At 72.1% G+C, this 21,411-nt stretch carries 18 protein-coding genes; 10 read left to right on the top strand and 8 right to left on the bottom strand.

Annotation, left to right across the window (positions count from 1 at the left end):
* The first annotated feature begins 60 nt into the window (after positions 1-60).
* The 3 genes from ACLBYG_RS22885 (at position 61) to ACLBYG_RS22875 (ending at position 3,892) form a co-directional block, all read left to right on the top strand.
* On the top strand, positions 61-1,107 hold the full coding sequence (locus ACLBYG_RS22885; protein ID WP_447683016.1) for an ABC transporter ATP-binding protein: 1,047 nt from the start codon (positions 61-63) through the stop codon (positions 1,105-1,107).
* A gap of 81 nt (positions 1,108-1,188) precedes the next feature.
* On the top strand, positions 1,189-2,214 hold the full coding sequence (locus tag ACLBYG_RS22880) for an extracellular solute-binding protein (protein ID WP_020095934.1): 1,026 nt from the start codon (positions 1,189-1,191) through the stop codon (positions 2,212-2,214).
* Between the two features lie 16 nt (positions 2,215-2,230).
* Positions 2,231-3,892, top strand: a complete 1,662-nt coding sequence (locus tag ACLBYG_RS22875; RefSeq protein ID WP_447683015.1) for an ABC transporter permease — start codon at positions 2,231-2,233, stop codon at positions 3,890-3,892.
* A 111-nt stretch (positions 3,893-4,003) separates the two neighbouring features.
* Here the strand turns inward: ACLBYG_RS22875 and ACLBYG_RS22870 are convergent, their stop codons facing one another.
* On the bottom strand, positions 4,004-4,789 hold the full coding sequence (locus tag ACLBYG_RS22870) for an SDR family NAD(P)-dependent oxidoreductase (RefSeq protein WP_447683014.1): 786 nt from the start codon (positions 4,787-4,789) through the stop codon (positions 4,004-4,006).
* 114 nt (positions 4,790-4,903) lie between these two features.
* Here ACLBYG_RS22870 and ACLBYG_RS22865 point away from each other — a divergent pair, with 114 nt between their 5' ends.
* Entirely contained in the window at positions 4,904-5,800 is an 897-nt protein-coding gene (locus ACLBYG_RS22865) for a LysR family transcriptional regulator (RefSeq protein WP_447683013.1), read from the top strand.
* 357 nt (positions 5,801-6,157) lie between these two features.
* A complete protein-coding gene (locus ACLBYG_RS22860) occupies positions 6,158-6,430 on the top strand; it encodes an usg protein (RefSeq protein ID WP_020095930.1) in 273 nt (90 codons plus the stop codon).
* Positions 6,431-6,571: 141 nt separating this feature from the next.
* Here ACLBYG_RS22860 and ACLBYG_RS22855 read toward each other — a convergent pair whose 3' ends face one another.
* The 3 genes from ACLBYG_RS22855 to ACLBYG_RS22845 form a co-directional block, all read right to left on the bottom strand.
* The gene (locus ACLBYG_RS22855) at positions 6,572-8,140 is read right to left on the bottom strand and encodes a GMC family oxidoreductase (protein ID WP_447683012.1); all 1,569 of its coding nucleotides are present in this window, start codon (positions 8,138-8,140) and stop codon (positions 6,572-6,574) included.
* A 108-nt stretch (positions 8,141-8,248) separates the two neighbouring features.
* On the bottom strand, positions 8,249-8,785 hold the full coding sequence (locus ACLBYG_RS22850) for a gluconate 2-dehydrogenase subunit 3 family protein (protein ID WP_244527024.1): 537 nt from the start codon (positions 8,783-8,785) through the stop codon (positions 8,249-8,251).
* Positions 8,786-8,853: 68 nt separating this feature from the next.
* Positions 8,854-9,159, bottom strand: coding sequence for a VOC family protein (locus tag ACLBYG_RS22845; RefSeq protein WP_447683011.1), 306 nt, complete (start codon positions 9,157-9,159; stop codon positions 8,854-8,856).
* A 253-nt stretch (positions 9,160-9,412) separates the two neighbouring features.
* Between ACLBYG_RS22845 and ACLBYG_RS22840 the strand changes: the two genes are divergently transcribed.
* Positions 9,413-9,853 (top strand): ribbon-helix-helix domain-containing protein, encoded by a 441-nt coding sequence (locus tag ACLBYG_RS22840; RefSeq protein ID WP_447683050.1) that lies wholly within the window; start codon positions 9,413-9,415, stop codon positions 9,851-9,853.
* Positions 9,854-9,931: 78 nt separating this feature from the next.
* Positions 9,932-10,777, top strand: a complete 846-nt coding sequence (locus ACLBYG_RS22835; RefSeq protein ID WP_447683010.1) for an aspartate dehydrogenase — start codon at positions 9,932-9,934, stop codon at positions 10,775-10,777.
* 151 nt (positions 10,778-10,928) lie between these two features.
* Here the strand turns inward: ACLBYG_RS22835 and ACLBYG_RS22830 are convergent, their stop codons facing one another.
* The 3 genes from ACLBYG_RS22830 to ACLBYG_RS22820 all read right to left on the bottom strand — a co-directional run bounded on the left by ACLBYG_RS22830 (position 10,929) and on the right by ACLBYG_RS22820 (position 14,939).
* Positions 10,929-12,278, bottom strand: a complete 1,350-nt coding sequence (locus tag ACLBYG_RS22830; RefSeq protein ID WP_447683009.1) for a dicarboxylate/amino acid:cation symporter — start codon at positions 12,276-12,278, stop codon at positions 10,929-10,931.
* An 82-nt stretch (positions 12,279-12,360) separates the two neighbouring features.
* Positions 12,361-13,812 (bottom strand): aspartate ammonia-lyase, encoded by a 1,452-nt coding sequence (gene aspA, locus ACLBYG_RS22825; RefSeq protein ID WP_100253099.1) that lies wholly within the window; start codon positions 13,810-13,812, stop codon positions 12,361-12,363.
* A gap of 227 nt (positions 13,813-14,039) precedes the next feature.
* A complete protein-coding gene (locus ACLBYG_RS22820; RefSeq protein WP_447683008.1) occupies positions 14,040-14,939 on the bottom strand; it encodes a LysR family transcriptional regulator in 900 nt (299 codons plus the stop codon).
* 850 nt (positions 14,940-15,789) lie between these two features.
* Between ACLBYG_RS22820 and ACLBYG_RS22815 the strand changes: the two genes are divergently transcribed.
* From ACLBYG_RS22815 to ACLBYG_RS22805, 3 genes are all read left to right on the top strand, one after another.
* Positions 15,790-16,116 (top strand): hypothetical protein, encoded by a 327-nt coding sequence (locus ACLBYG_RS22815; protein WP_139257097.1) that lies wholly within the window; start codon positions 15,790-15,792, stop codon positions 16,114-16,116.
* Between the two features lie 229 nt (positions 16,117-16,345).
* Positions 16,346-17,917, top strand: a complete 1,572-nt coding sequence (locus ACLBYG_RS22810) for an ABC transporter substrate-binding protein (RefSeq protein ID WP_056524301.1) — start codon at positions 16,346-16,348, stop codon at positions 17,915-17,917.
* 221 nt (positions 17,918-18,138) lie between these two features.
* Positions 18,139-19,320 carry a serine hydrolase domain-containing protein gene (locus ACLBYG_RS22805; protein WP_447683007.1) on the top strand — a complete coding sequence of 394 codons (1,182 nt, stop codon included), beginning with the start codon at positions 18,139-18,141 and terminating at the stop codon, positions 19,318-19,320.
* A 57-nt stretch (positions 19,321-19,377) separates the two neighbouring features.
* Here ACLBYG_RS22805 and ACLBYG_RS22800 read toward each other — a convergent pair whose 3' ends face one another.
* Positions 19,378-21,342 carry an alpha/beta hydrolase domain-containing protein gene (locus ACLBYG_RS22800; RefSeq protein WP_447683006.1) on the bottom strand — a complete coding sequence of 655 codons (1,965 nt, stop codon included), beginning with the start codon at positions 21,340-21,342 and terminating at the stop codon, positions 19,378-19,380.
* Between the last annotated feature and the right edge of the window lie 69 nt (positions 21,343-21,411).

The raw sequence follows: 21,411 nt of genomic DNA, 5'->3' as shown, positions 1-21,411 counted from the left end.
ACTTCTCCGACCGACGCGTCGCCCGGCGCCGGTTCAGGTCCCGCCGCGGGGCAACTCGCGGTGTCGGGCGTGAGCCGACGCTACGGCCGGACGCTGGCGCTGGACAACGTGTCGCTGACGCTCGGTCCGGGCGAGATCCTGGCGGTGCTCGGCGCCTCCGGCTGCGGGAAGAGCACGCTGCTGCGGCTCATCGCCGGCCTGGACGCGCCGGACGCGGGCGAGATCGCCTTCGGCGATCGCCGCGTCGCCGGGCGCGGCCGCAACGCGCCGCCCGCGAGCCGCGGCGTGGGCCTGATGTTCCAGGACTACGCGCTGTTTCCCCACCTCACCGTGCTGGCCAATGTCCGCTTCGGCCTCGCCCATCTCCGCGGCGCGGACGCGCGGGACATCGCCCGCGAGCGCCTCGATCAGGTCGGGCTGGCACACCGCGCCGACAGCTATCCGGGCACGCTGTCGGGCGGAGAGGCGCAGCGGGTGGCGCTCGCCAGGGCGCTCGCCCCGCGTCCGCGGGTGCTGCTCCTCGACGAGCCGTTCTCGAACCTCGATGCCGGCACCCGCGAGCGTGTCCGCGCCGACACCCTGGCGGTCCTGCGGCGGGACGGCATCGGCGCGATCCTCGTCACGCACGACGCGGCCGAGGCGGTCGCCTGCGCGGACCGCATCGTCCTGATGCACCGGGGTCGGATCGTCCAGAGCGGCAGCGCCGAGGCGCTGTACGCCGCGCCGGCGACGCCGTTCGCCGCCCGGGCGCTCGGCGAGATCATCGAGATTCCGGGCCGCGCCGTCGACGGCCACGTCGCGACACCCCTCGGCACGCTGCCCCGGCCCGACGCCGTGCCGGAGGGCGCGGTCAAGGTCTGCCTGCGCCCGGAGGCGATCCGCCTCGGGCCGGCGGGTGCCGGGGTGCCGGCCAGGATCCTGGGCCGGGCCTTCGCGGGGCCGCGCCTGCGCCTGGACATCGCGGTCGCGGGCCTCGGCGCGCCGCTTCGCCTCGACCTCCCGCCGGAGGCCGTCCCGGGCGAGCAGGTCGGCATCGAGCTGCTGCCCGGGCGCGCCCATGTCTTCCCGCTGCCGGACAGAGCTCAAGTGTTGTCAGATTGTAATTAGAACATATCTAAATAAATCCGCCTTGCGGGGCGCATTCTTACTGTATAGCACCGGCTCGTCGCTCGACGAACGGGGTTTATCATGTTGGACGTCTGCAGAACCGGAGCCTGGGCGAGCCTGTGCCTGTCTCTCTGCTTCGGCGGACCGGCCTACGCGGCCGAGGTCAACCTCTACACCACCCGCGAGCCGGGCCTGATCCGGCCCCTGCTCGACGCCTACACGGCGCAGAGCGGCGTCACCGTGAACACGGTCTTCGTGGAGAAGGGGCTGGCCGAGCGGGTCGCCGCGGAGGGCGCGCGCTCGTCCGCCGACGTCCTCATGACGGTCGATATCGGCAACCTGATCGAACTCGTCGACCGCGACCTGACCCAGCCGGTGCGCTCGCCCGTGCTCGAAGCGGCCGTGCCGGCGCCCCTGCGCGGCGCCGACGGGCGCTGGTTCGCCCTCTCGATGCGCGCGCGCGTGCTCTACGCCGACACGGGCCTGAACGATCTCGCGGCCGCGACCTACGAATCGCTCGCCGACCCGCGCTGGAAGGGCAAGGTGTGCCTGCGCTCGGGCCAGCATCCCTACAACACCGCCCTGATCGCCGCCTTCCTCGTCCGCCACGGCGCGGAGAAGACGGAGGCGTGGCTGCGGGGCGTGAAGGACAACCTCGCCCGCAAGGCGACGGGCGGCGACCGGGACGTGGCCCGCGACATCGCGGCCGACCTCTGCGAGGTGGGCCTCGGTAATTCCTACTATGTCGGACTGATGCGCTCGGGTCGCGGCGGGGCGGACCAGCAGAAATGGGGCGCGGCCATCAAGGTCGTGCTGCCGACCTTCGAGGGCGGGGGCACGCACGTGAACGTGTCGGGGGCGGTCGTCGCCAAGAACGCGCCGAACCGCGACCAGGCGGTCAAGCTCCTCGAGTACCTCGTCTCCGACGCCGCGCAGGCGCTCTACGCCAAGGTCGACTACGAGTATCCGGTGAAGGCCGGCGCCCCGATCGAGCCGCTGCTCGCGGAACTCGGTCCGCTGAGCGTCGATCCGACGCCGCTCGTCGAGATCGCCCGCAACCGCAAGGCGGCGAGCCTGCTCGTCGACAAGGTCGGCTTCGACAACTGAGTTCGAGCCGGGCCGGATGTCGGTGACCCGCTCTCTGGGCTGGGCGGGGGCGGTCGCCCTGGCGGCGCTGCTGCTCGCGCCCGTGATCTCCCTGGGCTTCACGGCGTCCGAGGGCGGCGGCGAGCTGTGGCCGCACCTCGCCGCCTACGTGCTGCCGCAGGCGATCCGCGACACCGCCCTGCTGCTCGCGGGCGTCGGCCTGCTGGTGATCGGGCTCGGGACCGCGACGGCGTGGCTGGTCGCGGCATTCGACTTCCCCGGTCGGCGCCTCCTCGAGGCCGCCCTGCTGCTGCCGCTGGCGATGCCGACCTACGTGGTCGCCTACGCCTATCTCGACCTGCTGCACCCGCTCGGGCCGTTCCAGGTCGGGCTGCGGGGCCTGCTCGGCCTGTCGAGCCCGCGCGATCTCGCCCTGCCGGACCTGCGCTCGCTGCCGGGCTGCAGCCTGCTGCTCGGCTTCGTGCTCTACCCTTACGTCTATCTGCCGACCCGCGCGCTGTTCCTGATGCAGGCCGGCTCGCTGCTGGAAGCCGCGCGCACGCTCGGGGCCGGGCCGTGGCGCAGCTTCCTGCGGATCGCCCTCCCGCTCGCGCGGCCGGCGATCGCCCTCGGCACCGGCCTCGCCCTGATGGAGGCGCTGAACGATGTCGGCGCGGCCGAGTTCCTGGGGGTGCGCACACTGACGGTGCAGGTCTACGCCACCTGGGTGAACCGCTCGGACCTGCCCGGCGCCGCGCAGATCGCGCTGGTGATGCTGGCCGCGGTGGTCGCGGTCGTCGGCCTCGAACGGCTCGCGCGGGCCGGCCGCGGCTATGCCGGGGGCGCCCGCCGCCACACGGCCGGCGCGCGCCGCCGGCTGGACGGCTGGCGGGCCGGGGCGGCCCTGGCCCTGGGCACGGCCCCCGTCGCGATCGGATTCCTGGTGCCGGCGGGCTCTCTCGGCCTCGAGGCGTGGCGCCGGATCGACGCGGGCGGCTTGCCCGACGCGCTCGCCGCCCAGGCCCTCAACACGGTCTACTACGCGGGCCTCGCCACGGCGGTGACGGTGCTGGCGGGCCTGGCGGTGGCGGCCGTTCCCTCCCTGCTGAGCGCCCGGGCCGGGCGCCTGCTCATCGGCGCGGCCGGGATCGGCTACGCCATGCCGGGGACCGTGCTGGCGGTCGGGCTCCTGGGTCCTCTGGCGCTGGTCGAGGCCGGGTTGTTCGAGGCCGGCCTGACGACCGCACGGGTGGGACTCGGGACCGGCGCCGCCCTCGTCATCGCCTACGCCCTGCGCTTCCTGACCGTCACGGTGGGCGCCAGCGAGGCCGGCTTCGCGCGGATCCCGCGCACCATCCCCGACGCCGCGCGGGTGCTCGGGCGAGGTCGGCTCGCCACGCTGGTCACCGTGCAGCTACCGCTGGCCTGGCCCGCGGTGCTGAGCGGCGGCCTCCTCGCCTTCGTCGACATCGCCAAGGAACTGCCGGTGACGCTGCTCCTGCGTCCCCTCAACGTCGAGACGTTGAGCACGCATCTCTACGGCGAGGCGGCGCGCGGCACGTACGAGGACGGCGCCGTCGCCGCCGTGCTCATCGTGATGATCGGTCTCCTCCCGGTGACGCTCCTGCTCAGGCTCGACCGGAACGCGATCGGGCCGGGACGGTTGGCCGGGGAAGAGCCGCGGACCGGCCGGGGATAGGCCGGGGAGAGGTCGGGGAGAGGTCGGGGATCGATCGCCCGCCCTTCGCGCCGCCCGCTCCCCGCACCGGTATCCGTCCCGCGCCCGTCTCCGCGTCGCGGGCCTCGGCGGTCAGGCGATGGTCGGCACGATCCCGCCCTCGACCCGGAGCGCGGCGCCGTTGGTCGCGGCGGCGAGGGGACTCGCCAGGTAGGCGATCATGGCGGCGACCTCGTCCGGCTCGATCAGGCGCTGGATCAGCGACAGCGGCCGATGGAGCCGGAAGAACTCCGCCTCCATCGCCTCGGGCGACAGGTCGGGATCGGAGGCGACACTCTTCAGGAAATCGCTGATCCCGTCGGAGCGCGTGGGCCCGGGCAGCACCGTGTTCACGGTGACGCCGCTGCCCTTGGTGAGTTGCGCGAGTCCGCGGGCGATCGTCAGCTGGGCCGATTTGGTCACGGCGTAGTGGATCATGTCGGGCGGCGGCACGATCCCGGACTCGCTCGAGACGAACAGGACGCGCCCCCAGCCGCGCGCCTGCATCCCCGGGAGATAGGCCTGCGCGAGCCGGGCCCCCGACACGACGTTGACCGCGAACAGGCGGTGCCAGTCGTCGTCGGCGATGTCCGGGAAGGCCTTGGCCTCGTAGATCCCGAGATTGTTGACGAGGATGTCGACCGCGGGGGCCGCGCGCACGAGCGCGGCAGCGCCCTCGGCCGTGGCGGGATCGGCCAGGATCGCGCGCGCGCGGCCCGCCGCGGCGACCGCGGCCGCGGCCGCGTCGAGCTTGGCCTGCTGGCGCCCCGCGATGATGACCTCCGCGCCCTCCGCGGCCAGCCGTTTGGCCACGGCGAGACCGATCCCGGCGGTCGAGCCGGTGACCAGGGCGCTTCGTCCCGTGAGCTGCAGATCCATGACGGTTCGTCCTCGTTGCCGTGTCGGTCCCGAGGAGATGGACGGCCGCCGGATTGCTGAGTAGCAGGCATCGCGGCACGATGATCGTGACTTGGATGCACGAGTCGCGGCGCGATGGACAACCGGCTCGGGGACATGGAGGCGTTCCTCCAGGCGACGCGGTGCGGCAGCTTCGCGGCGGCCGCCAAAGCCCTGCGGCAAACCCCCTCCGCCGTGAGCCGGGCCGTCGCCCGCCTCGAGGCGCGCCTCGGGGTCGCGCTGCTCCGGCGCACGACCCGATCCCTGACCCTGACCCCGGAAGGCGAGGCCTACCGCGAGCGGGCCGCCGAGCTGATGGCGGAACTCGACGCGATGGAGCGGGGCCTCACCCAGACCGCCGCCGAGCCGAGCGGGCGGCTCCGGGTGAACGCCTCGGTCCCGTACGGGACCCACGTCGTCCTGCCGGTCCTGCCGCGCTTTCTCGCGCAGCACCCGCGGATGAGCCTGGATCTCGCCCTGACCGACGAGGTGATCGACCTGCCCGCCACGCAGGCGGACGTCGCGATCCGGATCGGCCCACTCCGCGACACCCGCCTGCGGGCCCGACGCCTCGGGCGCAGCCGGATGATCGTGGTCGCCGCCCCCGCCTATCTCGCGCGGGAAGGTGTCCCGGAGCATCCCGACGACCTCGCGGCGCACAATTGCCTCAACTTCAGCTTCCGCCGCTCCCTCGATACCTGGCCGTTCCGCGTCGGAGCCGGTCTCAACCAGCGGCCGATCCAGGGGAATTTCTACGGCAATTCCGGCGAGGTGGTGCGCCTGATGGCGCTCGGCGGCGCCGGGATCGCCCGCCTCGCCCGGTTCCATGTGGCGGCCGATCTCGCGGCCGGTCGGCTCGTGCCGGTGCTGGAGGCGTTCAACCCCGGCGATGCCGAGGACGTCCACGTCCTCTATGTCGGCCACGCGCGCTTGGCGCTGCGCATCCGAAGCTTCGTCGATTTCCTCGCCGCCCACGCGACGGTGGAGGAATGACATCGGCGCGGCAGACGCTTCACGAGCGATGCCTTGACTGCAGTAATATCGAGTTTCATTGCTCGAAGACGCGCAATATTTGAGAAACTTGGGTCCTGAACAGGTTCAGATCCGGCGACGGAGAGGCCGGCTCGCGGTCCGGGCGTTGGAGCCGAGCGTCGCCGAGCCCGTCATGCGCGGCCCGACCTCGGTGCAGCGCGCGCGTGCGCGCGACCCCGAACCGCTCTGGCAGCCATCGGCCGCTCTGAGTGCTAACCGACTGAGATCGCGGGCGATTCGGCGTTTGTTAACAGCTCAGCCGGCAACTTTCTTGCTTCGTCGTGGGTCACTCTCACGATGCGCGCAGGAGGGGCCGCCATGAGCGTTTCGACCGCCTTCCGTCGTCAGCTGGAAGGCTACAGCCTGACGACAGCCGAGATCCTGTATCACCTGCCCGACCATCCCCACCTGCTCCAGACCTTCATCTGGCAGCAGCACGACCTCTTCCCCGTCTTCCCGGAGCTGAAGCGCTTCCTGGCCTTCTGGCAGGGCGCCCTCGATGGGCCGCTGCATTCGGTGAAGGTGGCCCACAGCCGCCTGATCAGGCCCGCGGAATTGCGGGCCGTCGGCAGCGAGTTTCACCTCCACTGACGCCGGGGGCGGGAGCCGAGCTTTCCGCGGACCCGCGCGGGAAGCGCGATCGCGATGGTCGCGGAGGTCGCGGAGGTCGCGGAGGTCGCGGAGATCGCGGAGATCGCCTGCGCCGGCCGGATGCGGGTGCTGGGTCCGCGCTCAGATCTCGCCGCGACTCATCCGCTTGGCGATGTGGTCCGCCTGCCGCAGGGCCAGCGCGACGATGGTGAGGGTCGGATTCTCCGCGGCGCCGGTCGTGAACTGGGAGCCGTCCGAGACGAACAGGTTCTCGACATCGTGGGCTTGGCCGAAGCGGTTGACGACGCCGTCCCGGGGCTTCTCGCTCATGCGGTTCGTGCCGAGGTTGTGCGTCGACGGATAGGGCGGGGTGCGGATGGTGCGGACCGCGCCGACGGCCTCGTAGAGGGCGCTGCCCTGCCTGTAGGCGTGCTCGCGCATCGCCTCGTCGTTGGGATGGTCGGCGAAATGGACCGACGCGACCGGCATCCCGTAGGCATCCGTGTCGTCCGACAGGGTGATGCAATTGTCGGAACAGGGCATGTCCTCGCCCACGATCCAGAGGCCCGCCATGTTCCGGTACTTGTCGAGGGCGCCGGCGAAGTCGCGGCCCCACGTCTGCGGGTCGAGGAACGCCGCCATGAAGGGCAGGCCCAGGGAGAGCGTCTCGAGCTCGTAGCCGCCGACGAAGCCGCGGCTCGGATCGTGCCGGGCCTCGTCGCGCACGATGCCGGCCATCGTGGTGCCGCGGTACATGTGGACCGGCTTCTCGAAGATGGCGTAGACCGAACCGGTCGTGTGGCGCATGTAGTTGCGCCCGACCTGCCCCGACGCGTTGGCCAGACCGTCGGGGAACTTCGCCGAGTGCGAATTGAGGAGGAGTCTCGGGCTCTCGATGGAGTTGCCGGCCACGGCGACGGCCCGCGCTCTCTGCCGGTGCTCGACGCCGTCCTTGTCGGCGTAGACCACGCCGGTGACCTTGCCGCCGGGATCGTGCTCGATCCGCAGCACCTGGCAGCCCGAACGGACCTCGAGCCGGCCCGTGGCCTCGCCCTTCGGGATCTCCGCGATGAGCGTCGACCACTTGGCGCCCGACTTGCACCCCTGGAAGCAGAAGCCGAGCTGCATGCACGCGGCACGGTCGTCGCGCGGCTCGGAGTTGATGGCCATCCGGCCGGTATGCACCTCCGTGTAGCCGACCTTGCGGGCGCCGGCCTCGAGCACCTTGAAGTTGTTGTTGCCCGGCAGGCCCGGGATGCCGTTGGTGCGCGTGACGCCCATCCGGTTCTCGGCCATGGCGTACCAGGGGTCCATCTCCGGGAGGTCGACGGGCCAGTCGAGGAGGTTGGCCCCCTTCACGGCGCCGTAATGCGTGCGCGTCCTGAACTCGTGCTCCTGGAAGCGCAGCGACGCGCCCGCCCAGTGCACGGTCGAGCCGCCGACGGCCTTCACGATCCAGGCCGGCAGGTTGGGGAACGTCTTGGCGATCGGCCACGGCCCGGTGGCGTGCCGCTTGTCCTTCCAGGCGAGCTGGGCGAACGAATCCCACTCGTCGTTGACGAAGTCGAAGGTCTCGTGCCGGTCGCCCGCCTCGAGGATGACGGTGTCGATGCCCTTGAGCGCGAGTTGGGTCCCGAGGGTCCCGCCGCCGGCGCCCGAGCCGACGATGACGAAGACGGAGCCGTCGCTGAGGTCGTAGGGAGCTGACATGGTTTCCTCCTGCCGCGGATCGGCCCCGTCCCGTCTTCGCGCGGGATGGTCGGACCGAGCGGTGAATGCGTGTCGCGCGCGGCCGCCGGCGCGGGCGCCGGGCCACCGTCAGAGCCAGTCGATGTCGTCGAAGCCGCGCTCCAGGTAGCCGCCCTTGTCGAAGGAGGCGCCCTCGTAGCCGAAGATCGGCCACAGCTCCTTCTGGTTGTAGAGACCGACGATCAGGTTGGCCCGCACCTTCTGGAAGAACGGGGTCGGCTCGATGGTCTCGAGGAGGGCCGCCCGGTCCGTATCCTGCGGAACCTTGGCGTAGGGCAGGCGGTGCCTCTCGACGGCCGCCCGGTTGAGCGCGGCCATCCCGTCCTCGAGGAGCGTCAGTTCTCCTGGAGCGGTCCGCGCCGCGTCGTCGAGGATCTGCACCGCGGCGGCGTAGTACCTGTCGGCGACGCGGTCGTGCGGGTAGCAGTCGCGCGACATCTGCACGAGCGAGGCGAAGGTCTCGGGCTTCGTCGCCTTCGGCATCTGCGCCCAGGCCCGCCCGGTCACGCTGCCGTCCGGCATGACCGCGACCGCGAGCAGCGTCGAGCCCGCTGCGCCCAGGAACCCGCGGCGGGACAGGTGCGCGCCCGTCTCCTGCATCCTCATCCCGTCCTCCCCTGTCCGTGTCGGTCGTGCCGGTGCCGCGGCGGCCGATGGCGGGCCGTCGCGGGTCATCAGGCGAAGCGCCAACCGCGGGCGAGCACCTCGATCTTGTGCTCGTCCGGGTCGTCGATGAAGCAGGAGCGCGCCGTGCCCGGGGCGGCCCCCACGCCCAGGCCGCAGGCGCCGTCGTGGCCCGTGTTGACCGTCAGCGCCGACGCGAGACCGGACGCGGCATGCGCGAGATCGATCGGGGTGAAGGTTTCGAAGCCGGGACGGTCGGCGGTGTCGAGGCCGAAGGCGGCCCGGTAGAAACGCGCGGAGCGCGCCGCGTCCCGGACCCGGATCATCGCGGGGATCCGCTCGGGCATGTCGGACATGTCGCGCATGATCCCCCTGTCGAGGCCCGAGGCCGACGGCCCCGAGGGGTCCCGCCGAGCGGAAACTTAGAGCCGCTCCAGCGTGCGGTGGTAGTATCATGCTACTGCGGAGCGGGCCCGCGACGATCCGCGGAGCGCGTTATGCCAGAGCCCGGAAGGCGGTGGAAACGGGCGCGCGCTGCATTATTATTCCTCATCCCGGGGAAGCGCGGGCGGTCGCCGCGGGTGAGCGGCGCGGATCGCAGGGGTGGACATGTGCAATCTGTACTCGGGGATGCCGTCCGCCGACTACGAGGGCGAGACCCGCTCCATCCGGCTCGGCGGACACTCGACCTCGATCAGGATCGAGGTGATGTTCTGGAACGTGCTCGAGGACATCGCCGCCGCTCAGGGCATGCCCCTTCCGCGCCTCGTGACGCTTCTCTACGACGAAGTGCTCGCTCTCCACGGTGAGGCACGCAATTTCGCCTCGCTCCTGCGGTGCGCGTGCCTGAGGCACCTCGAGATGAAGGCGGACCGCCTCGCCTCGGCGCAGCGGCGCGCCGTGGAACAGCGCGGCAGGGTCGCGGGGGACGTCGACAGCGCCCTGGACCGGATCGACGACCGTGACGTCGGCGTCGGACACGTCGCGCGGACCGCGCGCGCCCTGCGCGGCGACACGGTCCGGCCGCGCGATGCCCGCGGCGAGGGCTGAGGCGCGTCCCCCCCGGCATGGCCGATGCAGAGGGCTGGCGCGGTCGGCCGCTCCGGCCCCGATGAACGGATACCCGACATGCCGCTGCAGGAAGCCCCGAGGTCGCCCATCCGCGGCGGTCGCATCGCGATCGCCGGCCTCGGCACCGTCGGGCTGGCCGTGGCGCGCGCGCTCGATGCGGGCGCCATATCGGGGCTGAGGCTGACCGCCGTCGCGGTTCGCGATGCCGCCAGAGCCCGGGCCGCCCTCGCGGCGCTCGCGGAGCCGCCGGAGGTCGTCACCGCGTTCGACGCCCTGGAGCCGCGGGCCGACATCGTGCTGGAATGCGCGCCGTCCCAGCATCTCCCGGCGATCGTGCGGCCCTTCGTGGCGGCGGGGAAGACCGCGATCGTGCTGAGCTGCGGCGCGCTCCTCGATCACGAGGACCTCGTGGCGACGGCCCGCGCCCACGGCGGTCAGATCGTCGTCCCGACCGGCGCGCTGCTCGGCCTCGACGCCGTGACGGCCGCCGCGGAGGGCACCATCCGCACGGTGCGGATGATCACCCGCAAGCCCGTGCGCGGCCTCGTCGGCGCCCCCTACCTCGCGGAGAACGGCATCGAGATCGGCGGCATCACCGAGCCGATGCGCATCTTCGCCGGCAGCCCCCGCGGGGCGGCCCGCGGCTTCCCGGCGAATCTCAACGTCGCGGTCGCGCTCTCGCTGGCCGGCATCGGTCCCGACCGGACCGAGCTCGAGATCTGGGCCGACCCCGGCCTGGAGCGCAACACGCACCGCATCGAGGTGGAGGCCGACGCCGCGCGCTTCGCGATGACGATCGAGAATGTCCCGACCGACGAGAACCCCCGCACGGGCCGCATCACGGCCCTGTCGGCCATCGCCTACCTGCGCAAGCTCACAGCCCCGCTCCGGGTCGGAACCTGACAGACCGGACCCGGCCGGCACGGCCCCTGACCCCGCGCCCCCGCGCCCGGAGCGGTGCCCGGGCGCGGTCGCCTCTCAGAGCCCGGAGCGATCCGTGACAGCGGCGAGCGGCGCGATCCCGTCCGCCATCGAGCGGGCCACGGCGGCGCCGTCAAGCGCGGGCGGCGCCGGCCGCGGGCCCCGCGGCGAGGTCGAGGCGCGGCCCCGCGGGCTCCGCGCCCACCTCCCGGACGCCGCCCGCGATCTCACCCCGCCACTTGGCGACCGCCGCGGTGGCGAGACCGTTACCGAGGACGTTCGTGACGGTGCGCCCCATGTCGAGGATCTGGTCGATGCCCATGATCAGCAGGATGCCGGCGGCCGGGAGACCGAACATCGGCACGGTGGCGGCGACCACGACCAATGAGGCCCGCGGCACGCCGGCGATGCCCTTGCTCGTCACCATCATGACGAGCAGCATCGTCAGCTGCTCGCCGAAGCCCATGTGAATCCCGAACGCCTGGGCGATGAACAGGGCGGCCATGGCCTGGTACATCATCGAGCCGTCGAGGTTGAACGAGTACCCGAGCGGCAGCACGAACCCCGTCACGCGCGGGCGCACCCCGAAGCGCTCCAGCACCTCGACGGTGCGCGGGAAGGCGGCCTCGCTGCTCGCCGTCGAGAAGGCGAGGATCATCGGGGCGCGCAGCAGGCGCAGCAGCTCCACCACGCGCCGGCCCAGCACGGCCCAGCCGGCACCGATCAGCAGCAGCCAGAGCAGGGACAGGCCCGCGTAGAAGCTGGCGATGAACTTGCCGTAATCGAGAAGGACGCCGAGCCCTTGGACGGTGACGACCGCCGCGATGGCCGCGAAGACGGCGATCGGCGCGAGCCGCATCACCGTGTCGGTGACCCTGAACATCACGCGGGCGAGGCCGTCGAGAAGCTGCACCATCGGCTCGCTGTAGCGCCGGTCGATCGTGCTGAGACCGAAGCCGAAGAAGATCGAGAAGACCAGGATCTGCAGCACCTCGTTGCCGGCCATGGCCGAGACGATGCTGGTCGGGAAGACGTGGACGAGGAAGTCGCGCAGGTTCAGCGAGGCGGCCTTCAGGCCGGTCTGCGCCCCCGCGTCGGGCAGCGGCAGGCCCAGGCCCGCGCCCGGCTGGAACAGGTTCGCGGTCAGGAGCCCGAGGGTGAGCGAGACGACCGAGGCGGTGACGAACCAGCCCATGGCCAGCGCGGCGACCCGGCCGACCGAGCGGGCGTCGCCGAAGCTCGCGATGCCGGCCACGATGGTGGCGAACACGAGCGGCGCGATGATCATCTTGATCAGACGCAGGAAGATGTCGGTCGCGAGGGTGAAGTGCGCCGCGAACGCCTTGGCCTCGTCGGGTCCGGCCGCCAGTCCGTGCAGGACGGCGCCGACGAGGATGCCGAGTGCCAGCCCGAGCCCGGTATAGAGCGTGAGCCGGCCCGAGCGCGATGTCGTGGAATCCGGGTCCGTATCGGCGTGCGTCATCCGTTGTCCTCCCATGGGATCGTGTTGTTCGGCGTGCGGGACTCGACCGCTGGCGTCGCGGACGCGGATCCCGGTTTCTGGATCAGGCCCCGGCGACGGCCCGGGCGATGACCGGATCGGGGGCTTGCGGGCGGGTCAGCCGCTCGGGCCGGAGGACCGCGTCGAGCTGCGCGCGGGCCATCAGCCCCTTCTCGAGCACGAGGTCGTAGACGCCGCGGCCGGTCGCGTGCGCCTCCATGGCGACGGCCGTCGCGTTGCGGTAGCCGATATAGGGGTTGAGCGCGGTCACGATCCCGATCGAGTGCTCGACGCTGGCGCGCAGCCGTTCGCGGTTGGCGGTGATGCCCCGCACGCAGTGGAGATCGAGCGTGCGGCAGGCGGCTTCGAGATGCGCGAAGCTGCGGAACAGGCTGTAGGCGATCACGGGCTCGAAGGCGTTGAGCTGCAGCTGGCCGGCCTCGGCCGCGAAGCTGATCGTCACGTCGTTGCCGATCACCTCGAACGCCACTTGGTTCACCACCTCGGGGATCACCGGATTGACCTTGCCGGGCATGATCGAGGAGCCGGCCTGCCGGGCCGGCAGGTTGATCTCGCCGAAGCCCGCGCGCGGACCGCTGGAGAGCAGGCGCAGGTCGTTGCAGGTCTTGGACAGCTTCACGGCCACCCGCTTGAGGACGCCGGACACCTGCACGAAGGCGCCGCAATCCTGGGTTGCCTCGACCAGATCCTCGGCCGTGACGAGCGGGATGCCGGTGATCTCGGACAGCCGCGCGCGGACCGCGGCCGCGTAGAGGGGATGCGCGGTGATGCCGGTCCCGATCGCGGTGGCGCCCATGTTGATCTCGCGGATCAGCAGCTCGGCCTCGCCCAGCCGGGCCTCGTCCTCGCCGAGCATGCGCGCGTAGGTGCCGAATTCCTGGCCGAGCGTCATGGGCACCGCGTCCTGCAGCTGGGTGCGGCCCATCTTGAGCACGTCCGAGAACTCGGCGGCCTTGGCCTCGAAGCTGCCGCGCAGCGACGCCATCGCGGCGACGAGCCGACGGATCGCGCCGATGCCGGCGATCTTGAGGGCCGTCGGGTACACGTCGTTGGTGCTCTGGCCCATATTGACGTGCTCGTTCGGGTGCAGCTGCCCATAGGCGCCGCGGGCGTGGCCGAGCAGTTCGAGCGCGCGGTTGGCCACGACCTCGTTGGCGTTCATGTTGGTCGAGGTCCCGGCCCCGCCCTGGATGAGATCGACCACGAACTGATCGTGCAGGCCGCCGGCCCGGATCTCCTCGCAGGCCGCCACGATCGCGTCGCAGCGCGCCGCGTCGAGCAGGCCGAGTTCCCGGTTGGCGAGCGCCGCCGCCTGCTTGATCGCCGCGAGCGCCCGGATCAGGTCCGGGCAGGTGGCCAGCGTGGTGCCGGTGATCGGGAAGTTCTCGACCGCGCGCAGGGTATGGATGCCCCAGTAGGCCGCCTGCGGAACCTCGCGGTCGCCCAGGAGGTCGTGCTCGGTGCGGGTGGCGGCGGCGGAAGCGATCTCGGACACGGCTCTCTCCTCGCGCGCGGAAGCGATCCGGCGCGCCGTAGGGCAGGACGGTTGGGCGGACGATTGCGCGTGAGCGACCGGCCCGCGTGAGGGGGCGTCGACGCTCTCGACGGTGCGCGATGAAGGGTCGCCGCCAGTCGCCCCGCCCTCACGGGCGGCCGCGCCTGACCGGCCGGCTTCTGATAGTCCCGGTGCCGGCGGGCCGCCAATGCTAGTTGCGACCAGAACTATTCCGAACCGGAATAGTTCTTCGAATCCGCGGCGGCGGCCGACCAGACGGCCTCCAAGAACGGCCGGGCCCGCTCCGCGCTGCGGTACAGCCGGATCTCCATCGACATCTCGGGGCTGACGATGGCGAGCGCGCCCGCCGCGATCTCGCCGGCCACGAGGCTCCTCGGCAGCCACGCGACCCCATGTCCCGCGAGCGCCATCGACCGCAGGGCCTCGGCCATCGAGTTCTCGTTCGTGTGGACCGGATAGGTCGTGGGCGCGCCCTCCCGGGCCTGGGCGATGGCGGCGAGCCGGCCCAGGAAGGAGCCGCGGGAATATTGCAGGAGCGGCAGGCGCCCTTCCCGGTCGCGGGGGAGATCCGTCGGCGCCGCCACGGCCACGAGGCTGTCCTGGCCGACGACGAGGCAGGGAAAGCGATCGGGCCCGAGCGGGATCGGGATGCCCGGATGGTGATAGGTCAGCATGAGGTCGTAGCCGCCCTCGACCAGGGCCTGGAGGCAGATGTTGAAGTTCTCCGGCAGCACGCGGCTGCTCATCGCACCGAGCTCGCCCCGGAGCGCGCCGAGCCAGCGCGGCAGGAAGGAGAGGCAGAGCGAATGCAGGGCCGTGATGGCGACGACGGGCAGGCTCGACCGCTCGCTGCGGTTGCGGAAGTCGGCGCGGCTGAGGGTGAGGAGGCGCACCACCTCCTCGGCGGTCTCGAGGAAGTGGCGCCCGTCCGCCGTGAGGGTGATCGGGTAGGTGCTGCGGTCGAGCAAGGCCGTGCCGAGCCAGACCTCCAGGGAGCGGATGCGGCGGCTGAACGCCGATTGCGTGACGTGCCGCGCCTCCGCCGAGCGTGAGAAGCTACGGGTCTCGGCGAGGCTGAGGAAGTCCTCGATCCACTTCAGTTCCATCGCCGGCCGGGCCACGTTCCAGGGGTCACGGCCTTGAAACGCCGAAAGGGCGGGCCCGGCAAGCGGGGCGGGCGCGTCCGCGCCGACGCGGTCCGGCGCCCGATCCTGGGCGATCGTGGCCGATCCTGCCGAGAACCGCGCGCGCCGACGGCGCGACCCGGAGCGGTCCGCCGGGCGGCCCTCGGACGACGCGAGGCGGCCCGATCGTGGGCTGCGCGATAAGTCTCAACGCGACGGTGGCCGTCGCGACGGCGTCGGAGGAGCGGCGCGGGGCGCTCCCCCGGCAGGCGGGCTCAGGCGAAGTGCGTCGGCAGACTCAGGGCCTGCGCGTAAGTCACCAGCGCGATCGCGCCGCCGATGAGGGTCGCGGCTATGGTGATGCGGTTCGTCCAGGTCATCGTCGTCTCCATCGGGCTCGCGACGGTCGTCGCGGTGTGATCCCGATGTAGGCTCAAGCTTTCAGGCCCGGCGTGTTCCGGAGCACCCGCGCCGGCGGCGTTGCCGGAGCGACGGGGTCGCCGTGGCCGCCGGCGCGGACCGCGGCCGGCTCGGGGAGCGCCCGACCGAACGGCCCCTCCGGCGGCTCCGCGGCGATCGTGCAGGCGTGCAGCACATCGAACGACACGGCGCAGCGATGTGACCGCGGGGCCTCAGCCGCGGGCGCGGCGGCCCGCGACAGGGTGCTACGTCCTTCGGTCGAGCACCGAGCACCACAAATGATGGCGACGGAAACGCCCGCGCGGGCTCTGCGCCTGGACAGGACTGGTCCGAGTCTGGGTCAGCCTCGACGGCCGGCCGCAAGATCAGCATGAGCCGGCTGGCCGCGATCCGAGAGCGTCGCAGGATACACATGCAGGAAACACCCCGCAGAGTCGTGATCCGAACGGATCCCGATTTCGAACAGGCCGTGATCGGCGGATTCAAGCTGGTCGAAGACGCCTACGCGCGCGGGATCATCTCTTGGATGCGCCGGTGCGCGTTGCTGGACCTGTTGGCGAGCGGTGAGTCCGAGCTGTACGAGAGGCGCACCTATGTGACGCCGCATTCGGACCCGGATGCGATCCAGATCGGCGTCTACTTGGAACCGACTTCGGCCTTCCTGATCGAACTCGGTCTGCTGACGCCGGAGATGACCGCGCCCGAACAGGCCGATTCCGGGGCCGACCGCGAGCGCTAGGGCCCGAGGCGCCGGGACGGAGGCTCCGGCCCGGCGGACGCGGGGTCGTGCAGGGGGCTCGCGGCGCGAGTTGCCCCGCCTCTGTGCCCCGGGCACCGCCCGCTGACGCGGCCGCGCGCGGCGGGGCGCGGCCCCGCGTTTGCCTCGCTGCCTCTCCGAGGGCACCATGCGACGCGACGAGGGTGACGGGCGCACGGTCTCCGATGGCATCCAGCACGAGCGCTCGCCGATGAGGCGCCGCGAGGTCCTCGCCGCCCTGGCCGCCGCCGCGGTCGCGCGGCCCGCCGTCGCGCAGCCCGCCAAGGTCCTGCGCTTCATCCCGGAAAGCGACGTCGCGGTGATCGACCCGATCTGGACGACGGCGACCGTGACGCGCAACCACGGCTACCTCGTCTTCGACACCCTCTACGGCCAGACCGCGGGCTACGAGTTCCAGCCGCAGATGGTCGAGGGCCACGCCGTCGAGGCGGATGGCCGCCTCTGGCGCCTGACCCTGCGCGAGGGCCTGCGCTTCCACGACGGCGCGCCGGTGCTGGCGCGCGACGCGGTGGCGAGCGTGCGCCGCTTCGCCGCCCGCGACGCCTTCGGCCGGGCGCTGATCGACGCCACCGACGAACTCGCGGCGACCTCCGACCGCGTCGTGCAGTTCCGCCTCAAGCGGCCGTTCCCGCTGCTGCCCGCGGCTCTGGGCAAGACCGGCACCTCGATGCCCTGCATCATGCCGGAGCGGCTGGCGAAGACCGACCCGAACACGCAGGTCACCGAGATGGTCGGCTCGGGCCCGTTCCGCTTCAAGGCGGACGAGCGCGTCCCGGGGGCGCTCACCGTCTACGAGCGCTTCGACGGCTACGTGCCCCGCCCGGATGGCGCGGCGAGCTTCACCGCCGGACCGAAGCGGGCCCATTTCGAGCGGATCGAGTGGCGGATCGTGCCCGACGCCTCCACCGCCGCGAGCGCGCTGGCGGCCGGCGAGGTCGACTGGTGGCAGAACCCGACGCCGGATCTGCAGGCGCTGCTCAGGAGCAGATCGGGGATCCGGCTGGAGGTGCTCGATCCGGCCGGCGGCATCGGCTGCCTGCGCTTCAACCACCTGCATCCGCCCTTCGACAATCCCGCGATCCGCCGGGCGCTGCTCGGCGCCATCGACCAGACCGAGTTCATGAGCGCGGTCGCGGGCGACGAGCGCGCCTTGTGGAAGGACCATGTCGGCGTCTTCAGCCCCGAGGCGCCGATGGCGACGCGCGCGGGCACCGACGGGCTGGTCGGCCCCCGCGACTACGCCGCGGTCAGGCGCGCCCTGGCGGAGGCCGGCTACCGGGGCGAGCGCGTCGTCATGCTCGACCCGACCGATTACCCGGCCACCCATCCCCTGGCCCTCGTCGCGGCCGAAGCCTTCCAGAAATGCGGCCTCGCCGTGGACCTCGTCGCGATGGACTGGGGGACCCTGGTGCAGCGCCGGGCGAGCCGCCAGCCCCCGGACAAGGGCGGCTGGAGCACCTTCGTCACCTACCTGAACGGCACCAACAACTTCGATCCCGCCGGCCAGCTCGGCATCCGCGGCAACGGCGACCAGGCCTGGTTCGGATGGCCCCGCGCGCCCCGTCTCGAGGAGCTGCGCGCCGCGTGGTTCACCGCGCCCGATTCTGCGGCGCAGAAGGCGATCTGCGCCGAGATCCAGCGACAGTTCTTCATCGACGTGCCGTACCTGCCGCTCGGCGCCTATTACGAGGCGACGGCCTATCGGGGCCTGACGGGCGTGCGCAACGGCTTCCCGCAATTCTACGACGTCAGGCCGGCCTAGAGCGCTCTCCACCGAAGTGGATACCGGTCCGGCTCACGAGAGCGCGTCGAAACAGAGGCTTAGAGCCGCGCCCGGTCCGTACGTGGCGCGCCATCCTTCGCCGGGCCGGACCGTCGCCCCGGCGCGCGGCGCCCCGAGGACACCGGAGCCGATGCGCGTCGCCGTCCGGCCTTTCGCGGCCGCGGCGATGTGGGCGCGGTGGCGCGCGCTACATCGGTGCCATGCGGACTGCGCCAGCCTTCTCCTCCCGCCACCTCGACCGCCTCGGCGACCGCCTGACGGCCGATGTCGACAGCGGCGCGATCGCCGGGGCCGACATGCTCGTCGGCGGCGCGGACGGGGCGATCTGGCGACGCACCGTCGGCTACCGCGACCGCGTCGCGCGCGCGCCCCTCGGGCCCGACGCGCTCTGGCGCATCTACTCCATGACCAAGGTCGTCGTCTCCGCCGCTACCATGGTGCTCGCCGAGCGCGGCGCCCTGCGCCTCGATCAGCCCGTGGCGGCGTTCATTCCCGCCTTCGAGCACCTGTCGGTGCTCGATCCGGACGGCGGCCTCAGGCCCGCCAGGGCCAGGCCGACCGTTCAGGATCTCCTGCGCCACACCGCCGGGATCGCCTACGGCTATCTCGGCGACGGGCCGGCGCGGCGCGCCTACGCGGCCGACGGCCTGCTCGCCGAGGATCTCGACAACGCGGCGTTCGCCGACCGGATCGCCCGCCTGCCGCTGGAGCACGAGCCCGGCACGGTGTGGCACTACTCGCACGCCACCGACGTGCTCGGCCGCGTCCTGGAGATCGCCGGCGGCGCGGATCTGCAGCGGGTCCTCGACGCGACCGTGCTCGAGCCGCTCGGCATGGCCGACACGCTGTTCCAGATCTCGGCCGCGATGGGATCACGCGTCGCGCAGCCGCTCCCGCAAGCACCGGGGCAGCGCCCTGTCTTTCACGATCCCGCGCAGCCGCGGCGCGGCCAGAGGGGCAATGGCGGCCTCGTATCGAGCACGGCGGACTGCGCCCGCTTCCTGCGCATGCTTCTCGCCGGCGGCAGTCTCGACGGCGCGCGCGTCCTGGCGCCGGCCAGCGTGCGACTCATGACCTCGGATCATCTCGGGGCGGTGATCGCGAAGGCCGCCTATTATCCGCCGGGGCCGGGCTACGGCTTCGGGCTCGGCGTGGCGGTCCGCCTCGCGGCGGGCGAGGCGCCGTTCCCCGGCAATGTCGGCGACTGGTTCTGGAGCGGCGTCGGAGGCACATACTTCTGGGTTGACCCTGTAGAGGGGTTCTTCGCGCTCCTGATGATGCAGACCTCCTCGGCCGACCAGCGCCAGCACTACCGCACGCTGACCCGCACCATGGTCTACGCCGCCCTGGAAGACCGTCGACTGTCCGAGACGTCTCCCTGAGTGACAAGGTCCGCCCGACGCATGTCTACGCCGGCGGCACGACCGAATCCGGAGCGGTCATGGCGCGGACTCCTGCCGCGCCGCCTGGACAAGGCGGTCGCCGTCCTCGCGCAGGAGCAGGCGATCCCGCACCAGCGCGTCCACGGACTTGGTCACGGCAGCCAGGTAGGCATTCGGATCCGGGTAGCGCTCCTCCAGCGAGGGCCGCGGATCCCCGTTGGCCTCCCGCTCCGCCCGGGTCCGGGCGAACGGAAGCTGGCTCCCCTCCCGGTCGCAGAGGGCCCCCGCCGGGAAGGGATCGGCGTAGAGATTCCAGCCCGTGAAGGTCGCGCGCGGTGCGGCGACGGCCGGCAGGCGAATGCCTGCCACGTCGTTGCCATCCGCGTCGACGCGGGGCACGAGCGGCCAGTACTGCGGCCCGCTCTCGGGCTTGGGATCGACGTAGGTGCTGAAGCGGGCGATCGTGTTCGGGGCGGTCGGGACCGGCACACCGACGATGAAAGGATAGCCGGCCTCGGCCGGCTCCACCAGCGTGCCGTCCGACAGGCGCGGGATCCGGCTGTCGGGCGGGGGCGTGCCGAGCGTCACCCAGTCCTCGAGTGCGACGAGAAGCGCCCGGAGGGCAGGCGCCGGATTGAGGGTGCTGCGCAGGTTGGCACAGGGGTCTCTGCTCGAGGTCAGTCCGGCGCGCCCGTAGTGGAAGCCGCTCGAGACCAAGTAGACGCGTGTCGTGTCGGGCAAGGCCAGGTCGGTGCGGCCCAGCGGATCCGTCGCCAGCAGCGAGGCACCCTTCTGCCAGTACTCGGTGCCGGTGTTCACCTCGATCAGCAGCGGGTCGAAGCCGTCGTCGCGCAGCAGCGCGCCGCTCCGTCCCGTCACCGGGTCGTGCTGAACCGCCGCGGAGAACGGGAAGGCATTCTCCGGATAGAGATGGTCCTCGTGCTGCGTGTTGGTGCGGGACGGTTGGCCGAAGCGCGCGTTCAGGAAGACGCCGCCGATCCCCGCGATGTGCGACAGCACGCCGTCGAAGACCCGGCGCCCGGCCTCGTCGCGATTGAAGCCCTGGGCGATGAAGTCGCGCAGGTACCGCCCGCTCTGGGAGATGCCGAGCGCGACCGCGTGCCGGATCGCTCCGCCCGCCGGGTTGGCGCCACCGGCGGCATCGCCGCGCAGGTAGGCGACCACGTCGCGCGTCGCGGCGAAGCCGATGCCGAGCACCTTCGGCTCGGTGGCGCGGTAGGTGAACTGGTAGATCGAGCCCGGCAGCGGCTTCGTTCCCTTGGGCAGGAGCTCGAGTTGCCGCGGCGTCGCGTAGTGCCACGCCTCCTCCGGAACCGGCCGCGGCGGGTCGGCCTCCCGGCGGCGCACGGTCAGCTGCGTGTCGGCCTTGTCCTGGCTGGCCGCCTTGAAGGTGAGATAGAAGGGCGCCTCCGGCGGCCCGCGCGTCGCGCTCACGAGTTCGTCGCGCACGATCTCCACGATCGGCTCGCCGTTCCTGGAGGCGACCGGCACGTCGATGGCCATGCCGCCCTGCTGGCGCAACGCGTCCGCCTCCCAGCCCGACCAGACGATCGTGTCGCCGCGACGCAGGACGAGGCCGGTTCCGGCGTCGACGGCGTTGCGCGGATCGTTGACGGCCTGGGCCCCTTGGGCCGGCGCGTCCAGCACCCAGTTGAAGAGGAACTTGCGGCCGCGGTTCAGCACCTCGAACAGCAGCGTACCGCTGCCGCGGGCAGGGTCCTTCGGGCGCAGGATGAACAGGTCGGTCCTGTATTCGACCATGCCGCGCGCGTTGCGCGGCGCCAGCGCGATGTCGACGATGCCGGCATTGGCCGGATCTGCCGGATCGAGCTCGCCGCGGGCGGCACCGATGACCCGCTCGTACGCGCCGGCAGGTCCGAATTCAGCGCCGTCGGCGAACGGCTCGACGGTGACGACCTCGATCTGAGTGATCCGCGCCTGGGTCGGCGTGACGCCGAGCGCGCAGCCGAGCGCGCCGGCAAGAACCCAACCGGTCCGCATGGTCCCCCCTCCCGCGCGGCTCGTTCTCCTGGCCGGCCGTGTCAGCAAACACAGATGGAACGGGCCGTC

This window comes from Methylobacterium sp. D53M (assembly GCF_053345625.1).
Note: the sequence above shows the minus strand (reverse complement) of the source record. Positions and strands in the feature narration are given on the sequence as shown.

Coding starts and splice junctions, on each gene's coding strand:
- ACLBYG_RS22880 (WP_020095934.1), top strand. CDS start 1,189: ATGTTGGACGTCTGCAGAACCGGAGCCTGGGCGAGCCTGTGCCTGTCT.
- ACLBYG_RS22875 (WP_447683015.1), top strand. CDS start 2,231: ATGTCGGTGACCCGCTCTCTGGGCTGGGCGGGGGCGGTCGCCCTGGCG.
- ACLBYG_RS22870 (WP_447683014.1), bottom strand. CDS start 4,789: ATGGATCTGCAGCTCACGGGACGAAGCGCCCTGGTCACCGGCTCGACC.
- ACLBYG_RS22865 (WP_447683013.1), top strand. CDS start 4,904: ATGGACAACCGGCTCGGGGACATGGAGGCGTTCCTCCAGGCGACGCGG.
- ACLBYG_RS22860 (WP_020095930.1), top strand. CDS start 6,158: ATGAGCGTTTCGACCGCCTTCCGTCGTCAGCTGGAAGGCTACAGCCTG.
- ACLBYG_RS22855 (WP_447683012.1), bottom strand. CDS start 8,140: ATGTCAGCTCCCTACGACCTCAGCGACGGCTCCGTCTTCGTCATCGTC.
- ACLBYG_RS22850 (WP_244527024.1), bottom strand. CDS start 8,785: ATGAGGATGCAGGAGACGGGCGCGCACCTGTCCCGCCGCGGGTTCCTG.
- ACLBYG_RS22845 (WP_447683011.1), bottom strand. CDS start 9,159: ATGTCCGACATGCCCGAGCGGATCCCCGCGATGATCCGGGTCCGGGAC.
- ACLBYG_RS22840 (WP_447683050.1), top strand. CDS start 9,413: ATGTGCAATCTGTACTCGGGGATGCCGTCCGCCGACTACGAGGGCGAG.
- ACLBYG_RS22835 (WP_447683010.1), top strand. CDS start 9,932: ATGCCGCTGCAGGAAGCCCCGAGGTCGCCCATCCGCGGCGGTCGCATC.
- ACLBYG_RS22830 (WP_447683009.1), bottom strand. CDS start 12,278: ATGACGCACGCCGATACGGACCCGGATTCCACGACATCGCGCTCGGGC.
- ACLBYG_RS22820 (WP_447683008.1), bottom strand. CDS start 14,939: ATGGAACTGAAGTGGATCGAGGACTTCCTCAGCCTCGCCGAGACCCGT.
- ACLBYG_RS22815 (WP_139257097.1), top strand. CDS start 15,790: ATGCAGGAAACACCCCGCAGAGTCGTGATCCGAACGGATCCCGATTTC.
- ACLBYG_RS22810 (WP_056524301.1), top strand. CDS start 16,346: ATGAGGCGCCGCGAGGTCCTCGCCGCCCTGGCCGCCGCCGCGGTCGCG.
- ACLBYG_RS22805 (WP_447683007.1), top strand. CDS start 18,139: ATGCGGACTGCGCCAGCCTTCTCCTCCCGCCACCTCGACCGCCTCGGC.
- ACLBYG_RS22800 (WP_447683006.1), bottom strand. CDS start 21,342: ATGCGGACCGGTTGGGTTCTTGCCGGCGCGCTCGGCTGCGCGCTCGGC.